Source organism: Salmonella sp. 2020_1395, assembly GCF_043848115.1.
GTDB lineage: Bacteria > Pseudomonadota > Gammaproteobacteria > Enterobacterales > Enterobacteriaceae > Salmonella > Salmonella enterica.
Genome location: NZ_JBCMFH010000001.1, coordinates 138,011 through 158,217, shown reverse-complemented (window position 1 = coordinate 158,217; position 20,207 = coordinate 138,011). Strand labels below are relative to the sequence as shown.

Here is a 20,207-nt window from a genome sequence, read left to right as displayed (position 1 = left end):
ATTCTGGAATTGTGATCTTATACGAAATTTACTGGAAATTACCGCCCCGTTCTGGCGCATCTGCACGCAAACCGTGCCATTTTCGCGCTATAGAAAACACCATACGCTTCCATTGGCCGAATCTGACGATGAGTGGCAGTCACCCGGTAAAATTTCTGTTACCATCCCAACACGATTCACCTTGCAAAGTGGCAGTGACTATGAAATTTGTCTCTTTTAATATCAACGGCCTGCGCGCCCGTCCCCATCAGCTTGAAGCGATTGTCGAAAAACACCAGCCCGATGTGATCGGTCTACAGGAGACAAAAGTCCACGACGAAATGTTCCCGCTCGAAGAGGTCGCGAAGCTGGGCTATAACGTTTTCTATCATGGACAAAAGGGCCATTACGGCGTCGCGCTGCTAACAAAAGCCACGCCCATTTCCGTCAGACGCGGTTTCCCGGATGATGGCGAAGAGGCGCAACGCCGCATTATCATGGCGGAAATCCCCTCACCGCTGGGTAATATCACCGTCATTAACGGCTATTTCCCGCAGGGGGAAAGCCGGGATCATCCGTTGAAGTTCCCCGCGAAAGCGCAGTTTTATCAGAACTTGCAAAACTATCTTGAAACGGAACTCAAGTGCGATAATCCGGTATTAATTATGGGCGACATGAATATCAGCCCGACCGATCTGGATATTGGCATCGGCGAAGAGAACCGCAAACGCTGGCTGCGTACCGGTAAATGCTCCTTCCTGCCGGAGGAGCGTGAATGGATGTCGCGGTTACTGAAGTGGGGATTAGTGGACACGTTCCGTCAGGCGAATCCGCAAACGATGGATAAATTTTCGTGGTTTGATTACCGCTCAAAAGGTTTCGTGGATAATCGCGGACTGCGTATCGACCTCTTGCTGGCAAGCGCTCCGCTGGCGGAACGTTGCGCAGAAACCGGTATAGACTACGACATTCGCAGTATGGAAAAACCCTCCGACCATGCGCCGGTCTGGGCGACGTTTCGTGTTTGATTCCGCTTTCTGATTAACCGTAAGGCCGGGATAGCGCGACGCTTCCCGGCAGGAATAACGACCTTAACGACAATGATAAAAAAACTCGATGTTGTTGCCGCCATCATTGAACGCGACGGCAAAATTCTGCTGGCCCAGCGCCCAGCTCATGCGGATCAAGCCGGTTTATGGGAGTTTGCTGGCGGTAAAGTCGAACCCGGCGAAACCCAGCCGCAGGCGCTTATCCGCGAGCTACGCGAAGAGTTAGGGATTGACGCCACGCCCGGCGTCTATATCGCCAGTCATCAACGCGACGTGTCTGGCCGACGAATTCATTTGCACGCCTGGCATGTGCCTGCGTTTAACGGTCTGATACGTGCGCTGGAACATCAGGCATTAGCCTGGTGTACGCCGGAAGAGGCGCTGGAGTACCCCCTCGCCCCGGCGGATATTCCGCTATTGCAGGCGTTTATGGCTTTACGCGACGCCAGACTAACGGATTCGTGCTGATGGTTTTTTCGTCACGCTGGCACTGGAGCAAGACGCCTTCCACTTTTATTACCGCGCCTTCGGAGTAATTCTGATCCTGGTAAACGCAGCACTGAATGCAGGGCTGGGACGACTGACCGCGCGTGCTGAAAACTTCCGGCGGGACATTCACCTGAATATCAGGACGACTGTTCTGGTTTGCCAGCCCGACCATTGGCATTATCGCCATCACGGCGACCACGAGGCTTCGGCACATAGGATTTCCTTATTTTTCTAAGTATATTCTCAGTATAACGGTAAGCCGCCGTGAAAACTTTAATCCTCTTTTGTCATCGCTTTTAGTTATGACCCTCGCCCCGTTATGAATTTACTTAGCAGCGTCATTTTTTTCTTGCTTACCGTCACATTGCTGATGGTATAGTCGAAAACTGCAAATACATATTCTGATAAAACGCAAATACAACCACATTAATATATAAGAGGTTTTTATATCTATGGATCAGACATGTTCTCTGGAATCGTTCCTCAACCATGTACAAAAGCGCGACCCGCATCAAACCGAGTTCGCGCAAGCCGTCCGTGAAGTCATGACCACCCTGTGGCCGTTTCTTGAACAAAACCCCCGTTACCGCCACATGTCTTTACTGGAACGTTTGGTTGAACCAGAGCGCGTAATTCAGTTTCGCGTAGTGTGGCTGGACGACAAAAACCAGGTGCAGGTAAATCGCGCCTGGCGCGTGCAGTTCAACTCTGCTATCGGCCCCTATAAAGGCGGTATGCGCTTCCATCCTTCGGTAAACCTTTCCATCCTTAAGTTCCTCGGCTTTGAGCAAACCTTTAAAAATGCCCTCACCACGTTGCCGATGGGCGGCGGTAAAGGCGGCAGCGATTTCGATCCGAAAGGGAAAAGCGAAGGCGAAGTGATGCGTTTCTGCCAGGCGCTAATGACTGAACTGTATCGCCATTTAGGGCCGGATACCGACGTGCCTGCCGGGGATATCGGCGTGGGCGGGCGCGAAGTGGGCTTTATGGCGGGAATGATGCGCAAGCTTTCCAATAACAGCGCCTGCGTCTTCACCGGCAAAGGGCTTTCCTTCGGCGGCAGCCTGATTCGTCCGGAGGCGACGGGCTATGGCCTGGTCTACTTCACCGAAGCGATGCTTAAACGTCATGGTCTCGGTTTTGAAGGGATGCGCGTCGCCGTGTCCGGCTCCGGCAACGTAGCGCAATACGCCATTGAGAAAGCGATGGCCTTTGGCGCGCGCGTGGTTACCGCGTCGGATTCGAGCGGGACGGTGGTCGATGAAAGTGGCTTCACGCCAGAGAAGCTGGCGCGTCTGTGTGAAATTAAAGCCAGCCGTGACGGTCGCGTCGCTGACTACGCCCGTGAGTTTGGCTTAACCTATCTGGAAGGCCAGCAGCCCTGGAGCGTACCGGTGGATATCGCCCTGCCATGCGCGACGCAGAACGAACTGGACGTTGACGCCGCGCGCGTACTGATTGCCAATGGCGTAAAAGCCGTGGCGGAAGGGGCAAATATGCCAACCACGATTGAAGCGACCGATCTCTTCCTTGAAGCGGGCGTACTGTTTGCGCCGGGTAAAGCCGCCAACGCGGGCGGCGTGGCGACATCGGGGCTGGAAATGGCGCAGAACGCCGCGCGGTTGAGCTGGAAAGCCGAGAAAGTGGACGCCCGTCTGCATCACATTATGCTGGACATCCACCACGCCTGTGTCGAGTACGGCGGCGACAATAAGCATACCAACTACGTTCAGGGCGCCAACATCGCCGGTTTCGTGAAAGTCGCCGACGCCATGCTGGCGCAGGGCGTCATTTAATCCCGTCGTCAGGCCAGATAGCTTTACGCTTATTCGGTCTGACGGCCTGTCTCCTCAGCAGGCGGGCTTTTTTTGCCCGCTCGCTTACGCGGCGCGCTCTTTTTCTTTTCTCCGCCGCCTGGCGCGACTATCCCTCTGAAGCGCTTCACCGGCGTGCGCTTAGCCTGCTCGATCAGCTGATATAACGTGTCGACCAGCGGTTGCATGAAATCCTGGTAACGGCACTGCTTTTCGCTGATTTGCGTCAAAACAGATTCCCAGTGCGCGGTCATATCTGGACGGGCCGCCATTTCCGGCAGCGAATGTATTAACGCTTTGCCAGCATCGGTAGAATGAATGTAGCGCCCTTTTTTGGTCAGAAAGCTACGTTTGAACAGCAGCTCAATAATCCCGGCGCGCGTGGCTTCCGTCCCCAGCCCATCGGTCGCGCGCAGGATCTTTTTCAGATCTTTATCCTGCACGAAGCGGGCAATTCCGGTCATCGCGGAAAGCAATGTCGCATCGGTGAAATGACGCGGCGGCTGGGTTTGGCGTTCGACCACTTCCCCCTTTTCACACAGCAACTCATCACCTTTGGCGACAACTGGCAGCGGCGTACCGTCGTTTTCCTCGTCGCGCTCTTTACTGCCCAGTAACGTCCGCCAACCGGCCTCCGCCAGAAAACGCGCTTTGGCGACAAATTTCCCTTTGGCGATTTCCAGTTCAATAACGCATTTACGAAACACCGCGTCCGGGCAGAACTGCATCAGATACTGACGCGCAATCAGGGTGTACACTTTCGCTTCGTTTTCCGTCAGATGGACAGAAGAACTGCGCGCCGTCGGGATAATCGCGTGGTGCGCATCCACTTTTTTGTCATCCCAGCAGCGATTGCGCGTATCAGGATTAACCACAGACTGCGGCAGTAAATCCGGGGCGTGGACGCTAATCGCGTTCATGACCGCCTGCCGTCCGGCAAAGTGTTCTTCCGGCAGATAACGGCAGTCGGAACGCGGATAGGTAATCAGTTTGTGGGTTTCATAGAGCTTCTGACAAATATCAAGCACGTTTTGCGCGCTCAGGCCAAAGCGTTTGGCGGCTTCAATCTGTAGCGCCGAGAGCGAAAACGGCAGCGGCGCGGATTCTGATTCCCGTTTATCATTATAACTGGTTACCAGCGCGGGCTGACCGTTGATTCGGTTCACTACATGCTCCGCCAGCGGACGATGAAGCAAGCGCCCCTCTTCATCCTGATAAGGTTCGCACGCCTCGCTCGGCTGCCAGATAGCGGTAAAACGCTCGTCGGCAGGCGTAACGATGTGCGCCTTCACTTCAAAGAAGTCTTTGGCGACAAAGTTCTCAATCTCTTCGTCTCGCCGCACCACCAGCCCCAGTACCGGCGTCTGCACGCGTCCCACGGATAACACGCCCTGATAGCCGGCATTACGGCCCAGGATCGTGTAAGCGCGGGTCATATTAATGCCATACAGCCAGTCCGCTCGCGCTCGCGCCAGCGCGGAGACGCACAGCGGCACGAAGTCGCTGTTCGCTCGCAGCCTGTCGATAGCACGCTCGACCGCCTGCGGGTTAAGGTCGTTTATCAGACAACGCCGCACCTGCTGGCGCTTTTCGGCAGGAAGCTGGAGATAATCCAGCACTTCATCAACCAGAAGCTGCCCTTCGCGATCCGGGTCGCCGGCGTGAATAATTTCACCGGCTTGATGCAAAAAGCGCTTAATCACATTGAGCTGTTTGGTGACGGAAGGACGAGGCTGAAGCTGCCATTTTTCCGGCACGATAGGCAGGTCAGCCAGATTCCAGCGCGCATAACGGCTGTCATACGCATCCGGCTGCGCCTGTTCCAGCAAATGACCAATACACCAGGTGACGACCTGCCCGTTTCCGCACTCAATAAAACCATCGCCTTTACGGTGCGGTTTTGGCAGCACATCCGCAATGGCGCGCCCCAGACTCGGTTTTTCGGCAATAAACAACCGCATCAGGTTAACGAATCTCAACCATAGCGCGACCGCCGCGGGCCTCGACCAGTTCGCCAATCGCGGTCAGATCGATACCAAATTCCGCCGCGGTGGCTTTAACATCGTCTTCGGCGTCCGGCGTTACCGCCAACAACAGACCGCCTGACGTTTGCGGATCGCACAGCAGGCTACGAACTTCACGCGACATGTCGCCCATCAAATGACCATAGCTGGCGAAGTTGCGCTCTGTGCCGCCCGGTACGGCGCCCAGAGCAATATACTCTTCCACGCCCGGCAGTTTAGGGATGTCCTGATAGCAAAGCAGCGCCTGCACGCCTGCGCCCTGGCACATCTCGCTCAGGTGCCCCAGCAGGCCAAAACCGGTAACGTCAGTCATGGCTTTTACGCCGTCGATATTGGCAAACGCCGCGCCAGCAATGTTCATCCGACACATGACTTCCGTCGCCAGCCCCTGATGTTCAGGCTTAAGCAGCGATTTTTTCTCGGCGGTGGTCAACACGCCAATCCCCAACGGTTTGGTCAGAAAGAGTTTGCATCCCGCCTGCGCGGTACTGTTTTTCTTCACCCGTTCGGTCGGCACTACGCCTGTGACCGCGAGACCAAAGATCGGCTCCGGGGCGTCAATAGAGTGTCCGCCCGCCAGCGCGATACCGGCCTGACGGCAGGCAAAACGCCCCCCCTCGGTCACTTCACGCGCAATATCGGGCGACAGGGTATTAATCGGCCAGCCAAGGATCGCGATCGCCATAATCGGTTTGCCGCCCATCGCAAAAATATCGCTGATGGCGTTTGTTGCCGCAATGCGGCCAAAATCAAACGGGTTATCGACTATCGGCATAAAGAAGTCGGTGGTGCTGATAATACTGGTGCCATTACCCAGATCGTAAACCGCCGCATCATCGCGGGTTTCATTACCCACCAGCAGGTTCGGGTCGACGAACTTCGCCTGCTCGCTATGCAGGATAGTCTCCAGCACTTTAGGGGAAATTTTACAACCGCAACCAGCGCCGTGGCTGTATTGCGTTAAACGAATGGCTTGTTCGCTCATGGACATCTCCTGTCATTGCATTCGCGCTATGGTAGCGCTCATTCCCTGATGTGGTAAGTATCACTGTCTGAATTACCGCGCCTTTGCTCAGAATCCAGACAGTTTTATCCCTCAGCGTCAGAAATAACGCACAAACGGCGTGGGGTCGGGGGTACTGATCGTCGTTGACGCTTTGAGCTGCGGCGTGCCGAGATAGAGAAAACCAACAATTTTATCCTGCGGGCGGCACTCAAAGGCTTCCCGCACGATAACGCTCTCCGTTAATGCGCCGCTACGCCAGATACCATTAAACCCTTGCGCAATCGCCGCCATTTGCATCGCCATCACCGCGCATCCGGCAGACATCTCCTGTTCCCACACCGGAACCTTATGGTTTTCTTCGCATTTCGCCACCACGGTAATAATCAGCGGCGCGCGAAACGGCGCATTACGCGCTTTTTCGATCGCTTTCTCATCGGCCCCGGCAGCGACAGCGCCTTGTTCAAGTACGGCGCTGAAGCGGTCGCGCCCCTCTCCTTCAATCACAAAAAAACGCCATGGCTGTAGAGATTTATGATCGGGAACACGCATTCCCGCCCGCAGAATGTTCTGTAATTGCTCTCCGACAGGCGCCGGTTCTGCGAGACGAGAGGCGCTACGACGGTTGACCAGCAGTTCTAGTGCATCCATTTGATTAACTCCAGCAATGATATTTATTCACAAAATTAACACGGGAGCAGATTTTGTTACAGCGCAGGCAGTGATTCCTGCTGACAACTGCCTGATGGGTCATTACGATAGCCACATCTTAATGCTTTATCCTCACCAAGGTACAAGCGTTGTTACTCAGATAGGAAGAATACATGCGAACCCTGTGGCGATTTATTGCCGGATTTTTTAAATGGACGTGGCGAGTGTTGAACTTCGTCCGTGAAATGGTACTCAACCTGTTCTTTATTTTTCTGGTCCTGGTGGGCGTTGGGATCTGGATGCAGATCGGTAACGGCAGCAACAGTGAGCAAACGGCGCGCGGCGCTTTGCTGCTGGATATTTCCGGCGTCATTGTGGATAAACCCTCCACCAATCACCGTCTGGGCGCGCTGGGACGCCAGTTATTTGGCGCCAGCTCCGACCGTCTGCAGGAAAACTCCCTGTTTGACATCGTCAACGCTATTCGTCAGGCGAAAGATGACCGTAACATCACTGGTATCGTTCTGGATCTGAAAAACTTCACCGGTGCCGATCAGCCGTCAATGCGCTATATCGGTAAAGCGCTGCGCGAATTCCGCGACAGCGGCAAACCGGTTTTCGCCGTGGGTGAAAACTACAGCCAGGGTCAGTATTACCTCGCCAGTTTCGCCAATAAAATTTGGCTTTCCCCACAGGGTCAGGTAGACCTTCACGGCTTCGCTACGAATGGCCTGTACTACAAAACGCTGCTGGATAAACTGAAAGTCTCTACCCACGTTTTCCGGGTCGGCACCTATAAATCCGCCGTCGAGCCGTTTATCCGCGACGATATGTCGCCCGCCGCCCGCGAGGCCGACAGCCGCTGGATAGGCGAACTGTGGCAGAACTACCTGCATACCGTTTCCGCCAATCGCCAGATTTCGCCGCAACAACTCTTCCCCGGCGCGCAGGCTATTATCGACGGGTTAACCAGCGTGGGCGGCGACACCGCCAAATATGCGCTCGACCATAAACTGGTGGACGCCCTCGCCTCCAGCGCAGATGTTGAAAAAGCGCTGACGAAGCAGTTTGGCTGGAGCAAAACCGAAAATAACTATCGCGCGATCAGCTATTACGATTATTCGCTGAAAACGCCTGCGGATACCGGCGGTACTATTGCGGTTATTTTCGCCAATGGCGCGATTATGGATGGCGAAGAAACGCCAGGGAATGTCGGCGGCGACACTACGGCATCGCAGATCCGCGACGCACGCCTTGATCCTAAAGTGAAAGCGATTGTGCTGCGCGTCAATAGCCCAGGCGGTAGCGTCAACGCCTCCGAAGTTATCCGCGCCGAACTGGCGGCGGCAAGAGCGGCTGGCAAACCGGTGGTGGTCTCAATGGGCGGTATGGCGGCCTCCGGCGGTTACTGGATCTCTACGCCGGCAAACTATATCGTGGCCAGCCCCAGCACGCTGACGGGTTCAATTGGCATCTTCGGCGTCATCAATACGGTGGAAAACAGCCTGTCGTCGATTGGCGTACACAGCGACGGCGTTTCCACCTCGCCGCTGGCGGATATTTCGATGACCAAAGCGCTGTCACCGGAAGTGCAGCAGATGATGCAACTCAGTATTGAGTACGGCTACAAACGCTTTATCACGCTGGTGGCAGACGCGCGTAAGCGTACGCCGGAGCAGATTGATAAAATCGCACAAGGCCATGTCTGGACCGGAGAAGACGCGAAAGCCAATGGTCTGGTGGACAGTCTTGGCGACTTTGACGACGCCGTCGCCAAAGCGGCGGAGCTGGCGAAACTGAAACAGTGGCATCTTGATTACTATCAGGACGAACCGACGGTCCTTGATATGGTCATGGACAGTATGACCGGATCAGTACGCGCCATGCTGCCGGAGGCCATTCAGGCGATGCTCCCGGCGCCGCTCGTTTCCGCCGCCAACACGGTGAAGGCCGAGGGGGATAAACTGGCGGCATTTAACGATCCGCAAAACCGTTATGCGTTCTGTTTGACTTGCGCGAACGTTCGCTAATGCTTCATCAATAGCCATACCGGATGGCGGCGTCTGCTCATAGCCGCCATCCGATAATCATTAATACGTCCTTCGCGACACGACTGAACATTATCATGCAAAAGAAATCAATTTACGTTGCCTATACCGGCGGTACTATCGGTATGCAGCGCTCAGATAAAGGGTATATCCCGGTGTCCGGGCACCTTCAGCGCCAGCTGGCGCTGATGCCGGAATTCCACCGCCCGGAGATGCCGGATTTTACCATCCATGAATATGCCCCGCTGATGGATTCATCAGATATGACGCCGGAAGACTGGCAGCATATCGCTGCAGATATCAAAGCGCACTACGATGAGTATGACGGTTTTGTTATTCTGCACGGCACCGACACGATGGCGTTTACCGCATCGGCGCTCTCTTTCATGCTGGAAAATCTGGGCAAACCGGTCATTGTGACAGGGTCACAAATTCCGCTGGCTGAGCTGCGCTCCGACGGGCAAATTAATTTGCTGAATGCGCTTTATGTCGCCGCCAACTATCCTATTAATGAAGTAACGCTGTTTTTTAATAATCGTCTGTTCCGCGGTAATCGCACGACCAAAGCCCATGCGGATGGGTTTGACGCTTTTGCCTCTCCCAATCTGCCGCCCTTGCTGGAAGCAGGAATTCACATTCGCCGTTTAAATACGCCTCCCGCGCCCTACGGTTCTGGTGAATTAATCGTTCACCCTATTACGCCGCAGCCGATAGGCGTAGTGACGATTTATCCGGGGATTTCCGCCGAGGTAGTACGTAACTTTCTGCGTCAGCCGGTAAAAGCGCTGATTCTGCGCTCTTATGGCGTAGGCAACGCGCCGCAAAATAAAGCGTTTTTACAGGAGCTGAAAGAGGCCAGTTCGCGCGGCATCGTGGTGGTTAACCTGACGCAATGCATGTCAGGGCGAGTCAATATGGGCGGGTACGCTACCGGTAATGCGCTGGCGCACGCTGGCGTGATTGGCGGTGCCGATATGACCGTCGAAGCTACCTTAACCAAACTGCATTATTTGTTAAGCCAGGGTCTGGACACTCAGGCGATTCGTAGCGCGATGGCGCAAAACTTGCGTGGTGAATTGACGCCGGATGATTAAAAAATCCCGACGACAAGGAGAAGATAATGACAAACCGGGCCTTATTACTGGTCGACTTGCAAAACGACTTTTGCGCCGGCGGCGCGCTGGCTGTAGCGGAAGGCGACAGCACCATCGACATCGCCAACGCTCTTATTGACTGGTGCCAGCCCCGGCAGATTCCGGTGCTGGCCAGCCAGGACTGGCATCCCGCGCAGCATGGCAGCTTCGCCAGCCAGCATCAGGCGGAACCCTATAGTCAGGGAAAGCTGGACGGGCTGCCGCAAACGCTCTGGCCGGATCACTGCGTTCAACATACCGACGGCGCGGCGTTACATCCCCTGCTTAACCAACATGCGATTGACGCCTGCATCTATAAGGGTGAAAACCCGCTGATTGATAGCTACAGTGCGTTTTTTGACAACGAACATCGGCAGAAAACTACCCTTGATACCTGGCTTCGCGAGCATGACGTTACCGAGCTTATCGTGATGGGGTTGGCGACCGATTACTGCGTAAAATTTACGGTGCTGGATGCGCTAGAGTTGGGCTATGCCGTTAACGTTATCACCGATGGCTGTCGCGGCGTGAATATTCACCCGCAGGATAGCGCACACGCGTTTATGGAGATGGCGGCGGCAGGCGCGACGCTGTATACGCTGGCAGACTGGGAAGAGACGCAGGGCCAGGCTGTCGCCAGGTAGCGGAGCAGGTATCGTATCCGGTCAATACATCACGCAACGGTGAGACCATTGCATAGATCTTTGGGCCGGATACGTCACGCCAGCATCGCTACCAGGCAAAGCTCAACGCAGGCTGGAGAGCGCTTCTAACGAAACAGATTAAAAAGCGCGGGCTGGCTGGCGCAAGTTCTGGGAATAGGCCGCCGATGACAATAATCAGTTAGCGAAACAGTTGGCGGACTCGATGTACATTAAGCGTTAATGGGTAAAAATATGGCGGGCCTGTGCCTGGCAGCAATGAGCAGGCCCGGTAAGCACAACGCATCGGCAATGAAACCGCCGGATGGCGACTACCTCTTATCCGGCTGTCGTTACTGCATTTTCAATGTCGCAATCGGCTTTGACGTAATACCGAAATCCGCTTTGAGCTGCTGCTTGCTTTTCATCACCATCTGACCGTGAGTATCGATCGTCATATGTTGCGCTTCGGTATTGTGCCGCGCCTGCCATAGCATCACCAGTTGCAGGCTGTTTTCTTTCTGTTCCGGCGTCAACGCCACGCCATCCGGCCATTTACCCAGCTCAACGGCGGTGGATAAACGTTGATACACTTCCGGCGTCATGCTGTTAATGATCTCATCAAGATTCATGATGTGTCCGCTCCTGTGGAATAATTTGCTGAATCGTTTTTTCAGCCTTTCAGTTGATCGCCGTTTTTCTCGTCAGAAAAGGCCAGCGAGGCCGAATTAACGCAATAGCGCTCACCGGTTGGCTGCGGACCATCCGGGAAAACGTGTCCGAGATGCGCATCGCAGTTACCGCAACGAATTTCGACACGCTGCATGCCATGAGAAAAATCGTCTATGTAACGAATCGCCTCTTCGCTGACAGGCTGGTAAAAGCTAGGCCAGCCGCAGCCTGAATCGTATTTGGTGTGGGAGTGAAAAAGCGGCATATCACAGACCAGGCAGTGATAAACCCCATCGCGTTTATTATGTAGCAGGCGTCCGGTAAATGGCGGTTCTGTGCCACGATCCTGCGTCACGTAGAATTGCATTTCGGACAATTTTTTCTTGAGTTCTTCTGCTGAAGGTTGGTTAGCCATTTGCTCACATCTCACTTTAAACGTGCTCACATTGCCTGACCGATTCTAACAAAACATTAACACCTCAGTACCAACTTTTGTTCTAAACTTGATCATTGCGAAATGGCGGCTCACGAATCGTGACTGATGTCACATTATTATCTCGGTTGCCCTTTAAAATTCGGGGCGGCGCCCCCATGTGGTTTCAAGCCGAAAGGAAGAGTGAGGCGAATCAGCCGCGCAAAGGTTGTGCAGAGGATTGATTTGTCGCAATGATTGACACGATTCCGCTTGACGCTGCGTAAGGTTTTTGTAATTTTACAGGCAACCTTTTATTCACTAACAAATAGCTGGTGGAATATATGACTATCAAAGTAGGTATCAACGGTTTTGGCCGTATCGGTCGCATTGTTTTCCGTGCTGCTCAGAAACGTTCTGACATCGAGATCGTTGCAATCAACGACCTGTTAGACGCAGAGTACATGGCATACATGCTGAAATATGACTCCACTCACGGCCGTTTCGACGGTACTGTTGAAGTGAAAGACGGTCATCTGATCGTTAACGGTAAAAAAATCCGTGTTACCGCTGAACGCGATCCGGCTAACCTGAAATGGGACGAAGTTGGTGTTGACGTAGTGGCTGAAGCTACCGGTATCTTCCTGACTGACGAAACCGCGCGTAAACACATCACCGCTGGCGCGAAAAAAGTGGTTCTGACGGGTCCGTCTAAAGACAACACCCCAATGTTTGTTAAAGGCGCTAACTTTGACAAATACGAAGGCCAGGACATCGTTTCCAACGCTTCCTGCACCACCAACTGCCTGGCGCCGCTGGCTAAAGTTATCAACGACAACTTCGGCATCATCGAAGGTCTGATGACTACTGTTCACGCGACTACCGCAACCCAGAAAACCGTTGACGGCCCGTCTCACAAAGACTGGCGCGGCGGCCGCGGCGCATCTCAGAACATCATCCCGTCCTCTACTGGCGCTGCTAAAGCGGTAGGTAAAGTACTGCCGGAACTGAATGGCAAACTGACTGGTATGGCGTTCCGCGTTCCTACTCCGAACGTATCCGTTGTTGACCTGACCGTTCGTCTGGAAAAAGCGGCTACCTACGAGCAGATCAAAGCTGCTGTTAAAGCTGCTGCCGAAGGCGAAATGAAAGGCGTTCTGGGTTACACCGAAGACGACGTTGTATCTACCGATTTCAACGGCGAAGTATGCACTTCCGTGTTCGATGCTAAAGCAGGCATCGCGCTGAACGACAACTTCGTGAAACTGGTCTCCTGGTACGATAACGAAACCGGTTACTCCAACAAAGTACTGGACCTGATTGCTCACATCTCCAAATAAGTTGAGATGACACAGTCATTGGTAAGAGCGACTCAGGTCGCTCTTTTTTTTGCTTAAAGATATACCCGTCATACTTCAAGTTGCAGGTGTGTTGGCTATGCTTTCTCACCCGAATCACTGACGGAAGTCGAACTTATCGGGATGAATCAGGGATGTCCATGTCCCTGGCCGGAGATGACCTACGGTTGTTCAAATTCGTTCCCGATGAATTTGTCGTTCACTTGCCGCGTTACTCGGCCTGCGTCCTCGCCTCTACGGGCCAGCGCAAGCACTGATCAAGGCACAATCGCCTTGTCATGCAACTCGAATTATTTAGGGTTAAGAGGATTGCGTAATGATTAATAAAATTTTTGCCCTCCCGGTTATCGAACAGCTTACCCCTGTCCTTTCCCGTCGTCAGCTTGATGACCTGGATCTGATCGTCGTTGACCATCCGCAGGTTAAAGCCTCTTTTGCATTACAGGGCGCGCACCTTCTCTCCTGGAAACCCGTTGGCGAGGAAGAGGTATTGTGGCTCAGTAATAATACGCCTTTCAAAACCGGCGTGGCGCTACGCGGCGGTGTACCGATCTGCTGGCCCTGGTTTGGACCTGCGGCTCAACAGGGTCTGCCGTCACACGGCTTTGCGCGTAATCTACCGTGGGCGCTAAAAGCGCATAATGAAGATGATAATGGCGTAATGCTGACATTTGAGCTGCAAAGCAGTGAGGCCACCCGGAAATACTGGCCGCACGATTTCACGCTGCTGGCACGTTTTAAAGTGGGCAAAACCTGTGAAATTGAACTGGAAGCGCATGGCGAGTTTGCAACCACATCAGCGCTCCACAGCTATTTTAACGTTGGCGACATCGCCAACGTTAAGGTCAGCGGACTCGGCGATCGGTTTATTGATAAAGTTAACGACGCTAAAGAAGGTGTCCTGGCCGACGGTATACAAACCTTTCCGGACCGTACCGATCGCGTTTACCTCAATCCTGAAGCATGTAGCGTGATCCACGATGCGACATTAAACCGCACGATTGATGTGGTCCACCACCATCACCTTAACGTCGTAGGCTGGAACCCTGGCCCGGCGTTGTCCGTCAGCATGGGCGACATGCCGGATGACGGCTATAAAACGTTTGTCTGCGTTGAAACGGTTTACGCTACTGCGCCGCAACAAGCCACAGAAGAAAAACCCTCTCGTCTGGCGCAGACTATCTGCGTCGCTAAACGCTAAAAGTGAATGGATAACGGCGTTGCTATAGGATCTGAAAGGCGTCAGCCGCCATCAGGCATGACCTGCCGGATGGCGGCGCTTACACATTTTATCCGGCGTCACACCATATCCAACGCGGTTTTCCCTTTTGGCGCAGGCCAGGCGTTGTCCAGTAAGGCAAGTTCGTTTGCTGACAAGGCGATCTCAAGCGCCGCCGCATTTTGCTTCACGTGTTCTGTACTTCCGGCTTTCGGGATCGCCATCACGCCCGGATGCGCAATCACCCACGTCAGTAAGATTTGCGCCGCCGTTGCGTTATGCGCTTGCGCAATTTCATTCACCACCGGATGATTCAGTAAACCGCTACGTAACCGGCCAGCCTGCGCCAGCGGGCTATAGGCCATCACTGGCATTCGCTGTTGTTGACACCACGGCAATAAATCATACTCAATACCGCGTGACGCCAGATGATAGAGCACCTGATTTGTCGCGCATTGCTGTCCCCCAGGGATGCGCCACAGCGCCTGCATATCGTCATAATCAAGATTAGAGACTCCCCAACGGCGAATTTTCCCCTGCGCGATTAGCCGCTCCATACCTTCAACGGTCTCTTCGAATGAAAAGCTTCCGGCCCAGTGCAATAGATAGAGATCGAGATAATCTGTTTTCAGACGACGCAGGCTTTCCTCACAGGCGGCAACTATCTTCTGGCCGCCAGCGTTCCACGGGTACACTTTTGACACCAGAAATGCCTCATCGCGTCGCCCTGCTAACGCCTCGCCCACGACCTTTTCCGCCCCGCCGTCGGCATACATTTCCGCCGTATCAATAAGGCGTAACCCCAAATCCAGCCCCGCGCGCAACGCCGAAACCTCGCGCTGACGTTGATCCGCGCGCTCGCCCATATACCATGTTCCCTGTCCTATGGCAGGAAGCGTCACCTGCCCGCAAAACGTTACGTTTTTCACTGATTTCATTTCCTTTTCAAGGTCACTCGACGGTAAAACAATACAGGACTCTTAGCCCCTACGGTAATGTCCGGCATCATACCGCGCAAGGGGGCGATTTTCTTGTCACTGACGAACGTCATCCGCAATCATGTCGACGATGCGAGTAATATGCGCGGCGGGTCGCTGATTCAGTAATAATTGCCGCATCACATTCATATAGGGCGTCACATGTTGAAAGAACTCCAGATATCCTTTACAGAGATAATTTTGCCGTTCGCCGCCGTCCATGCAAATTCGATGTTTCGGACAACCGCCGTGACAGGCAAAGCGCCACGTACAGTTCTGGCAGCGTGAGGAAAGGTTTGCTTTAGCCGCGCCAAACTGCTGCTGAAAAGGAGAGGCCGCCATTTCTTCTAAAGAGTGTTGCTGCAGATTGCCCAGTTTATAGGCGGGAAAAACAAAATGGTCGCAGCTAAACACGTCGCCATTCTGCTCCACCAGCAAACTTTGCCCGCAGGTCGACTGCATCGTACAAAGCGTGGCGGGCTCCCCCATCCAGACGCCAAGTAAGTTGTCAAAAAGCTGTACGAATATGCGTCCGACATCGTGACGTATCCATTGATCAAAAACATCGCACATAAAGGCGCCCCACCCTTCAGGCGTGACGGAAAAGGGCATCAGCGAAGGCGAATCTTCATTGTCAGATAACGTCAAAGAACGCTGCGCTTTTTGCGCGAGCGGCTCAACAATGGGAATAAATTGCAGGTGTTTACTTTCCAGTTCCTGCGTCAAAAAATGATAAATAGCGTTGCCATGACGGCATGATGCATCATTCACGACAGTGAGCGTATTGAACTCGACATCATTTGCCTGCAGAAGGCGGATAGCATTCACGACTCGGGAAAAAGACGCCCGCCCTGACGGCGTTCTCCGGTAATTATCATGAACGACTTGCGGCCCATCAATCGATATACCAATCAGGAACTGGTGCTGCGCAAAGAAAGCCGCCCACTCTTCATTGATTAATACGCCATTGGTTTGCAGACTGTTGTAAATAGTTTTGCCGTTGGCATAGCGTTGCTGCAAGCACACCACTTTTTGGTAAAAAGAAAGACCGCATAGCGTCGGCTCTCCCCCCTGCCAACAAAACGAGACCTCTGATGATGGCGTATCATCAATTACCCGGCGGATATACGTCTCCAGCACATCGTCAGACATGACGCGCTGGCCCCGGGGTTTATCAAGATAGAAACAGTACTTGCAGGATAAGTTACACAGACTGCCGCTGGGCTTGGCTACGGTATTGAATACTATGCTCATTCGTCTTACTCGCTGTGAAGAATGGGTATAGCATAAGCGGGACGTGACAGGGCGATATCAGCCAGCATTGCAACAATTATTACGCTAATTGTTAGCGCAGTTGTAATCACCTGGATTTTTCATATAAAAGGCTAGTTTTTTAAATTGATGTAACAAAGTATAAATCACGTAAGGCTGCGCCATCCCCGGTCAACAGCGCATTTATGCAAGCCGCCATGTTCGCGTTTCAGACAGCACAAAGCCCGCATAACGCAGGCTTTGTCGTGGTTTTTCCGGCAAATTCAATCAATCAGAATCTATAGGTCACGCCAGTAGAAAGGATACCGGTCCAGGATTTATCCACCATCGGGCTGTCGGTAATTTCATCCGACAGGCGGGTGTAGCGCGCAGTACCATATACGCTCCAGTTACCGGCGAAATTATAGTTAGCGCTCAGTTCAAGATACGGGTTCCAGCTATCGTTCGGGTTATAGCCGCGCAGGCCGCTACGCGAAGATTCTTTACGTGATACGCCGTAATAGTAATCGTTCTGGTTCTCGCTATTCCATTCAACCCCGATACCAGGCGTTAAGGTCAGCCCGCCATTGGTATACCGATACAGCCAGGCCAGATCCCAGACAATACCGTTACTGTTATCCAACGTATCCCCTGCCAGTGAGGTACGCAGGAATCCATACTGGGTGTGATGCGCATACGAAACGCCCGCCATCATAGTACTTTTACGCCTGTCCAGACGACGCAACTGATGGTCATCGCTGTCGCCCGGTTTGAAGTACATCGGGGACCAGTATGCCATGATTGACAACTTATCGGCATTGTCATTCCACAAGTAGTACCCGCCGCCCAGACCACGGAACCAGAAGTTTTCGCTTTCATAAGCGATGACCGGTATCGGATAAACATCGCTATCGTAATCTTTATAAGGGTGTTCAACCACACCAACGCCTGCGCCCAACGTCAGGTTGCTTTCAGCGTGCGCGACGCTGGCGGATGTTGCAATAAACACGCCAAGAGCCAGAAGTTTAAGTTTGGTCACAATCCATAATTCCTTATTCAAATGTTCTGCGGCAAAAGTGTAACCGCCAATACCTGTAAGCCCAACTATTTTACACAATGTAACCGTTTAATATCACCATCACCGATTATTTTCAGATGATCGGCTGATGATCGTTATGTGACCGGGAACGCTTTTTCTGATATCCACCAGCCTTTTCTACCTGATGAGTTATTGATATGTCATCGAAATCCACTGACGCGTACAGGCAAGTTTTGCAAATGCCATCTACGCTTAATGTTAAGAAGGTGTATCACCGGACACGTTGATCTTCTGACCAATAAAATGGCATGAGAGTTGCTTTTTTTTCCTTAGCAGAGACGGCGTTCAGTCTACCTCTTCCGGGAGCCTCTACTATTCATATGAACGGCTCTTAACATGTGCGAAAAAACGAAAGGATGGCATATCATGAATATATTCGATCACTATCGCCAGCGTTACGAAGCTGCCAAGGACGAAGAGTTCACACTGCAGGATTTTCTTACCATTTGTCGGCAAGATCGCAGTGCTTATGCCAACGCGGCAGAGCGGCTATTAATGGCTATCGGCGAGCCTAATATGGTCGACACTGCCCAGGAACCCCGACTTTCCCGACTCTTCTCCAACCGGGTTATTGCTCGCTATCCTGCGTTTGAAGAGTTTTACGGCATGGAAGACGCGATTGAACAGATTGTCTCTTATCTGAAACATGCGGCGCAAGGGCTGGAAGAGAAGAAGCAAATTCTCTATTTGCTGGGACCTGTGGGGGGTGGCAAATCATCGCTCGCTGAACGGCTGAAATCGCTAATGCAGCGCGTGCCAATTTATGTTTTAAGCGCCAACGGCGAGCGTAGTCCGGTCAACGATCATCCGTTATGCCTGTTTAATCCGCAGGAAGATGCGCAGATTCTGGAAAAAGAGTACGGTATTCCGCGCCGCTATCTCGGTACGATTATGTCCCCGTGGGCGGCCAAACGCCTGCATGAGTTTGGCGGCGATATTACTAAATTCCGCGTGGTGAAAGTCTGGCCCTCCATTCTGGAGCAGATTGCCATCGCCAAAACGGAACCCGGCGATGAAAACAACCAGGATATTTCGGCGCTGGTCGGTAAAGTGGATATTCGTAAACTCGAACATCACGCCCAGAACGATCCGGATGCGTATGGTTACTCTGGCGCGCTGTGCCGCGCTAACCAGGGGATCATGGAGTTCGTCGAGATGTTTAAAGCGCCTATTAAGGTGCTGCACCCCTTGCTGACCGCAACTCAGGAAGGTAACTACAATGGTACGGAAGGTATTTCCGCCCTGCCCTTTAATGGCATCATACTTGCCCACTCAAACGAATCTGAATGGGTGACTTTCCGTAACAATAAAAATAACGAAGCGTTCCTCGACCGTGTCTATATTGTGAAGGTGCCTTATTGCCTGCGAATCTCCGAAGAGATCAAAATCTACGAGAAACTACTTAATCATAGCGAGCTGGCTCATGCGCCCTGCGCGCCGGGCACATTGGAAACGCTTTCGCGCTTCTCGATTCTCTCCCGCCTGAAAGAGCCGGAAAATTCCAGTATTTACTCGAAAATGCGCGTTTATGACGGTGAAAGCCTGAAAGATACCGACCCTAAAGCCAAATCGTACCAGGAGTATCGCGACTATGCGGGCGTGGATGAAGGGATGAACGGTCTCTCCACCCGATTCGCCTTTAAGATCCTCTCCCGCGTATTCAACTTCGACCATGCGGAAGTAGCGGCAAACCCGGTACATCTGTTCTACGTTCTGGAACAACAAATCGAGCGTGAACAGTTCCCGCAGGAGCAGGCTGAGCGTTATCTGGAGTTCCTGAAAGGCTACCTGATCCCGAAATACGCCGAATTTATCGGCAAGGAGATCCAGACGGCCTATCTCGAATCTTACTCTGAGTACGGGCAGAACATTTTTGATCGTTACGTGACTTATGCGGATTTCTGGATTCAGGATCAGGAGTATCGCGACCCGGATACCGGTCAACTGTTCGATCGCGAGTCGCTGAACGCCGAACTGGAAAAAATTGAAAAACCAGCGGGTATCAGTAACCCGAAAGATTTCCGTAATGAGATAGTAAACTTTGTCCTGCGCGCCAGAGCCAACAATAGCGGCCGTAATCCAAACTGGACCAGTTACGAGAAGCTGCGCACGGTGATTGAGAAAAAAATGTTCTCTAATACTGAAGAGCTGTTGCCGGTCATTTCTTTTAACGCCAAAACGTCGACTGACGAGCAGAAAAAGCATGACGACTTTGTCGATCGGATGATGGAAAAAGGGTATACCCGTAAGCAGGTTCGTTTGCTGTGCGAGTGGTACCTGCGCGTGCGTAAATCGTCGTGATGTTAATGCCCGGTGGCGCTTGCGCTTACCGGGCCTACAAAGTAATGTTCTGTAGACTGGCTAAGCATTAGCGCTATCCGGCACTGA

The 20,207-nt window shown here is 52.9% G+C and carries 18 protein-coding genes; 9 read left to right on the top strand and 9 right to left on the bottom strand.

Annotation, left to right across the window (positions count from 1 at the left end; translation table 11 throughout):
- Nucleotides 1–200: 200 nt before the first annotated feature.
- Nucleotides 201–1,007, top strand: coding sequence for an exodeoxyribonuclease III (gene xthA / locus ACH0WD_RS00865; RefSeq protein ID WP_000673954.1), 807 nt, complete (start codon nt 201–203; stop codon nt 1,005–1,007).
- A 72-nt stretch (nt 1,008–1,079) separates the two neighbouring features.
- Nucleotides 1,080–1,496 carry a pyrimidine (deoxy)nucleoside triphosphate diphosphatase gene (locus tag ACH0WD_RS00860; RefSeq protein ID WP_000592136.1) on the top strand — a complete coding sequence of 139 codons (417 nt, stop codon included), beginning with the start codon at nt 1,080–1,082 and terminating at the stop codon, nt 1,494–1,496.
- On the opposite strand, the gene ACH0WD_RS00855 is transcribed toward ACH0WD_RS00860, so the two are convergent.
- Nucleotides 1,456–1,731 carry a YnjH family protein gene (locus ACH0WD_RS00855; RefSeq protein WP_000336847.1) on the bottom strand — a complete coding sequence of 92 codons (276 nt, stop codon included), beginning with the start codon at nt 1,729–1,731 and terminating at the stop codon, nt 1,456–1,458. The two genes, ACH0WD_RS00860 and ACH0WD_RS00855, sit on opposite strands and share 41 nt — an antisense overlap.
- Before the next feature lie 238 nt (nt 1,732–1,969).
- Between ACH0WD_RS00855 and gdhA the strand changes: the two genes are divergently transcribed.
- A complete protein-coding gene (gene gdhA / locus ACH0WD_RS00850) occupies nt 1,970–3,313 on the top strand; it encodes an NADP-specific glutamate dehydrogenase (RefSeq protein WP_000372865.1) in 1,344 nt (447 codons plus the stop codon).
- A gap of 29 nt (nt 3,314–3,342) precedes the next feature.
- On the opposite strand, the gene topB is transcribed toward gdhA, so the two are convergent.
- The 3 genes from topB to ACH0WD_RS00835 form a co-directional block, all read right to left on the bottom strand.
- Nucleotides 3,343–5,292 (bottom strand): DNA topoisomerase III, encoded by a 1,950-nt coding sequence (gene topB / locus ACH0WD_RS00845; protein WP_001235860.1) that lies wholly within the window; start codon nt 5,290–5,292, stop codon nt 3,343–3,345.
- A gap of 4 nt (nt 5,293–5,296) precedes the next feature.
- On the bottom strand, nt 5,297–6,340 hold the full coding sequence (gene selD, locus ACH0WD_RS00840) for a selenide, water dikinase SelD (RefSeq protein WP_001294888.1): 1,044 nt from the start codon (nt 6,338–6,340) through the stop codon (nt 5,297–5,299).
- Between the two features lie 117 nt (nt 6,341–6,457).
- Nucleotides 6,458–7,009: an NAD(P)H nitroreductase gene (locus ACH0WD_RS00835; RefSeq protein ID WP_000339309.1), complete on the bottom strand. Its 552-nt coding sequence runs from the start codon at nt 7,007–7,009 to the stop codon at nt 6,458–6,460.
- Nucleotides 7,010–7,182: 173 nt separating this feature from the next.
- Between ACH0WD_RS00835 and sppA the strand changes: the two genes are divergently transcribed.
- The 3 genes from sppA to pncA all read left to right on the top strand — a co-directional run bounded on the left by sppA (nt 7,183) and on the right by pncA (nt 10,834).
- The gene (sppA, locus tag ACH0WD_RS00830) at nt 7,183–9,039 is read left to right on the top strand and encodes a signal peptide peptidase SppA (RefSeq protein ID WP_001259874.1); all 1,857 of its coding nucleotides are present in this window, start codon (nt 7,183–7,185) and stop codon (nt 9,037–9,039) included.
- 95 nt (nt 9,040–9,134) lie between these two features.
- Nucleotides 9,135–10,151: an asparaginase gene (ansA, locus tag ACH0WD_RS00825; protein WP_001170134.1), complete on the top strand. Its 1,017-nt coding sequence runs from the start codon at nt 9,135–9,137 to the stop codon at nt 10,149–10,151.
- Between the two features lie 26 nt (nt 10,152–10,177).
- Complete coding sequence (gene pncA, locus ACH0WD_RS00820) at nt 10,178–10,834, top strand: bifunctional nicotinamidase/pyrazinamidase (RefSeq protein WP_000184707.1); 657 nt, start codon at nt 10,178–10,180, stop codon at nt 10,832–10,834.
- 350 nt (nt 10,835–11,184) lie between these two features.
- Here pncA and ACH0WD_RS00815 read toward each other — a convergent pair whose 3' ends face one another.
- Together ACH0WD_RS00815 and msrB are read right to left on the bottom strand one after the other, a co-directional pair.
- A complete protein-coding gene (locus ACH0WD_RS00815) occupies nt 11,185–11,463 on the bottom strand; it encodes a YeaC family protein (protein WP_001046864.1) in 279 nt (92 codons plus the stop codon).
- Nucleotides 11,464–11,504: 41 nt separating this feature from the next.
- Nucleotides 11,505–11,918 (bottom strand): peptide-methionine (R)-S-oxide reductase MsrB, encoded by a 414-nt coding sequence (gene msrB / locus ACH0WD_RS00810; RefSeq protein WP_001537757.1) that lies wholly within the window; start codon nt 11,916–11,918, stop codon nt 11,505–11,507.
- A gap of 341 nt (nt 11,919–12,259) precedes the next feature.
- Here msrB and gapA point away from each other — a divergent pair, with 341 nt between their 5' ends.
- Together gapA and ACH0WD_RS00800 are read left to right on the top strand one after the other, a co-directional pair.
- A complete protein-coding gene (gapA, locus tag ACH0WD_RS00805) occupies nt 12,260–13,255 on the top strand; it encodes a glyceraldehyde-3-phosphate dehydrogenase (protein WP_000153505.1) in 996 nt (331 codons plus the stop codon).
- A gap of 334 nt (nt 13,256–13,589) precedes the next feature.
- Complete coding sequence (locus ACH0WD_RS00800; RefSeq protein ID WP_000608659.1) at nt 13,590–14,474, top strand: D-hexose-6-phosphate mutarotase; 885 nt, start codon at nt 13,590–13,592, stop codon at nt 14,472–14,474.
- Nucleotides 14,475–14,572: 98 nt separating this feature from the next.
- Here ACH0WD_RS00800 and ACH0WD_RS00795 read toward each other — a convergent pair whose 3' ends face one another.
- The 3 genes from ACH0WD_RS00795 to ACH0WD_RS00785 all read right to left on the bottom strand — a co-directional run bounded on the left by ACH0WD_RS00795 (nt 14,573) and on the right by ACH0WD_RS00785 (nt 17,759).
- Nucleotides 14,573–15,430 (bottom strand): aldo/keto reductase, encoded by an 858-nt coding sequence (locus ACH0WD_RS00795; protein WP_000843751.1) that lies wholly within the window; start codon nt 15,428–15,430, stop codon nt 14,573–14,575.
- Nucleotides 15,431–15,526: 96 nt separating this feature from the next.
- Complete coding sequence (locus ACH0WD_RS00790) at nt 15,527–16,723, bottom strand: anaerobic sulfatase maturase (protein WP_000029242.1); 1,197 nt, start codon at nt 16,721–16,723, stop codon at nt 15,527–15,529.
- Nucleotides 16,724–17,012: 289 nt separating this feature from the next.
- The gene (locus tag ACH0WD_RS00785) at nt 17,013–17,759 is read right to left on the bottom strand and encodes a MipA/OmpV family protein (protein ID WP_000163762.1); all 747 of its coding nucleotides are present in this window, start codon (nt 17,757–17,759) and stop codon (nt 17,013–17,015) included.
- Between the two features lie 426 nt (nt 17,760–18,185).
- On the opposite strand from ACH0WD_RS00785, the gene yeaG reads away from it, so the two are divergent.
- Entirely contained in the window at nt 18,186–20,120 is a 1,935-nt protein-coding gene (gene yeaG, locus ACH0WD_RS00780; RefSeq protein WP_001518010.1) for a protein kinase YeaG, read from the top strand.
- The last annotated feature ends 87 nt before the right edge of the window (nt 20,121–20,207 follow it).

Excerpts from the sequence above, each read along its gene's own strand:
- xthA (WP_000673954.1), top strand. The coding sequence starts at position 201 with ATGAAATTTGTCTCTTTTAATATCAACGGCCTGCGCGCCCGTCCCCAT.
- ACH0WD_RS00860 (WP_000592136.1), top strand. The coding sequence starts at position 1,080 with ATGATAAAAAAACTCGATGTTGTTGCCGCCATCATTGAACGCGACGGC.
- ACH0WD_RS00855 (WP_000336847.1), bottom strand. The coding sequence starts at position 1,731 with ATGTGCCGAAGCCTCGTGGTCGCCGTGATGGCGATAATGCCAATGGTC.
- gdhA (WP_000372865.1), top strand. The coding sequence starts at position 1,970 with ATGGATCAGACATGTTCTCTGGAATCGTTCCTCAACCATGTACAAAAG.
- topB (WP_001235860.1), bottom strand. The coding sequence starts at position 5,292 with ATGCGGTTGTTTATTGCCGAAAAACCGAGTCTGGGGCGCGCCATTGCG.
- selD (WP_001294888.1), bottom strand. The coding sequence starts at position 6,340 with ATGAGCGAACAAGCCATTCGTTTAACGCAATACAGCCACGGCGCTGGT.
- ACH0WD_RS00835 (WP_000339309.1), bottom strand. The coding sequence starts at position 7,009 with ATGGATGCACTAGAACTGCTGGTCAACCGTCGTAGCGCCTCTCGTCTC.
- sppA (WP_001259874.1), top strand. The coding sequence starts at position 7,183 with ATGCGAACCCTGTGGCGATTTATTGCCGGATTTTTTAAATGGACGTGG.
- ansA (WP_001170134.1), top strand. The coding sequence starts at position 9,135 with ATGCAAAAGAAATCAATTTACGTTGCCTATACCGGCGGTACTATCGGT.
- pncA (WP_000184707.1), top strand. The coding sequence starts at position 10,178 with ATGACAAACCGGGCCTTATTACTGGTCGACTTGCAAAACGACTTTTGC.
- ACH0WD_RS00815 (WP_001046864.1), bottom strand. The coding sequence starts at position 11,463 with ATGAATCTTGATGAGATCATTAACAGCATGACGCCGGAAGTGTATCAA.
- msrB (WP_001537757.1), bottom strand. The coding sequence starts at position 11,918 with ATGGCTAACCAACCTTCAGCAGAAGAACTCAAGAAAAAATTGTCCGAA.
- gapA (WP_000153505.1), top strand. The coding sequence starts at position 12,260 with ATGACTATCAAAGTAGGTATCAACGGTTTTGGCCGTATCGGTCGCATT.
- ACH0WD_RS00800 (WP_000608659.1), top strand. The coding sequence starts at position 13,590 with ATGATTAATAAAATTTTTGCCCTCCCGGTTATCGAACAGCTTACCCCT.
- ACH0WD_RS00795 (WP_000843751.1), bottom strand. The coding sequence starts at position 15,430 with ATGAAATCAGTGAAAAACGTAACGTTTTGCGGGCAGGTGACGCTTCCT.
- ACH0WD_RS00790 (WP_000029242.1), bottom strand. The coding sequence starts at position 16,723 with ATGAGCATAGTATTCAATACCGTAGCCAAGCCCAGCGGCAGTCTGTGT.
- yeaG (WP_001518010.1), top strand. The coding sequence starts at position 18,186 with ATGAATATATTCGATCACTATCGCCAGCGTTACGAAGCTGCCAAGGAC.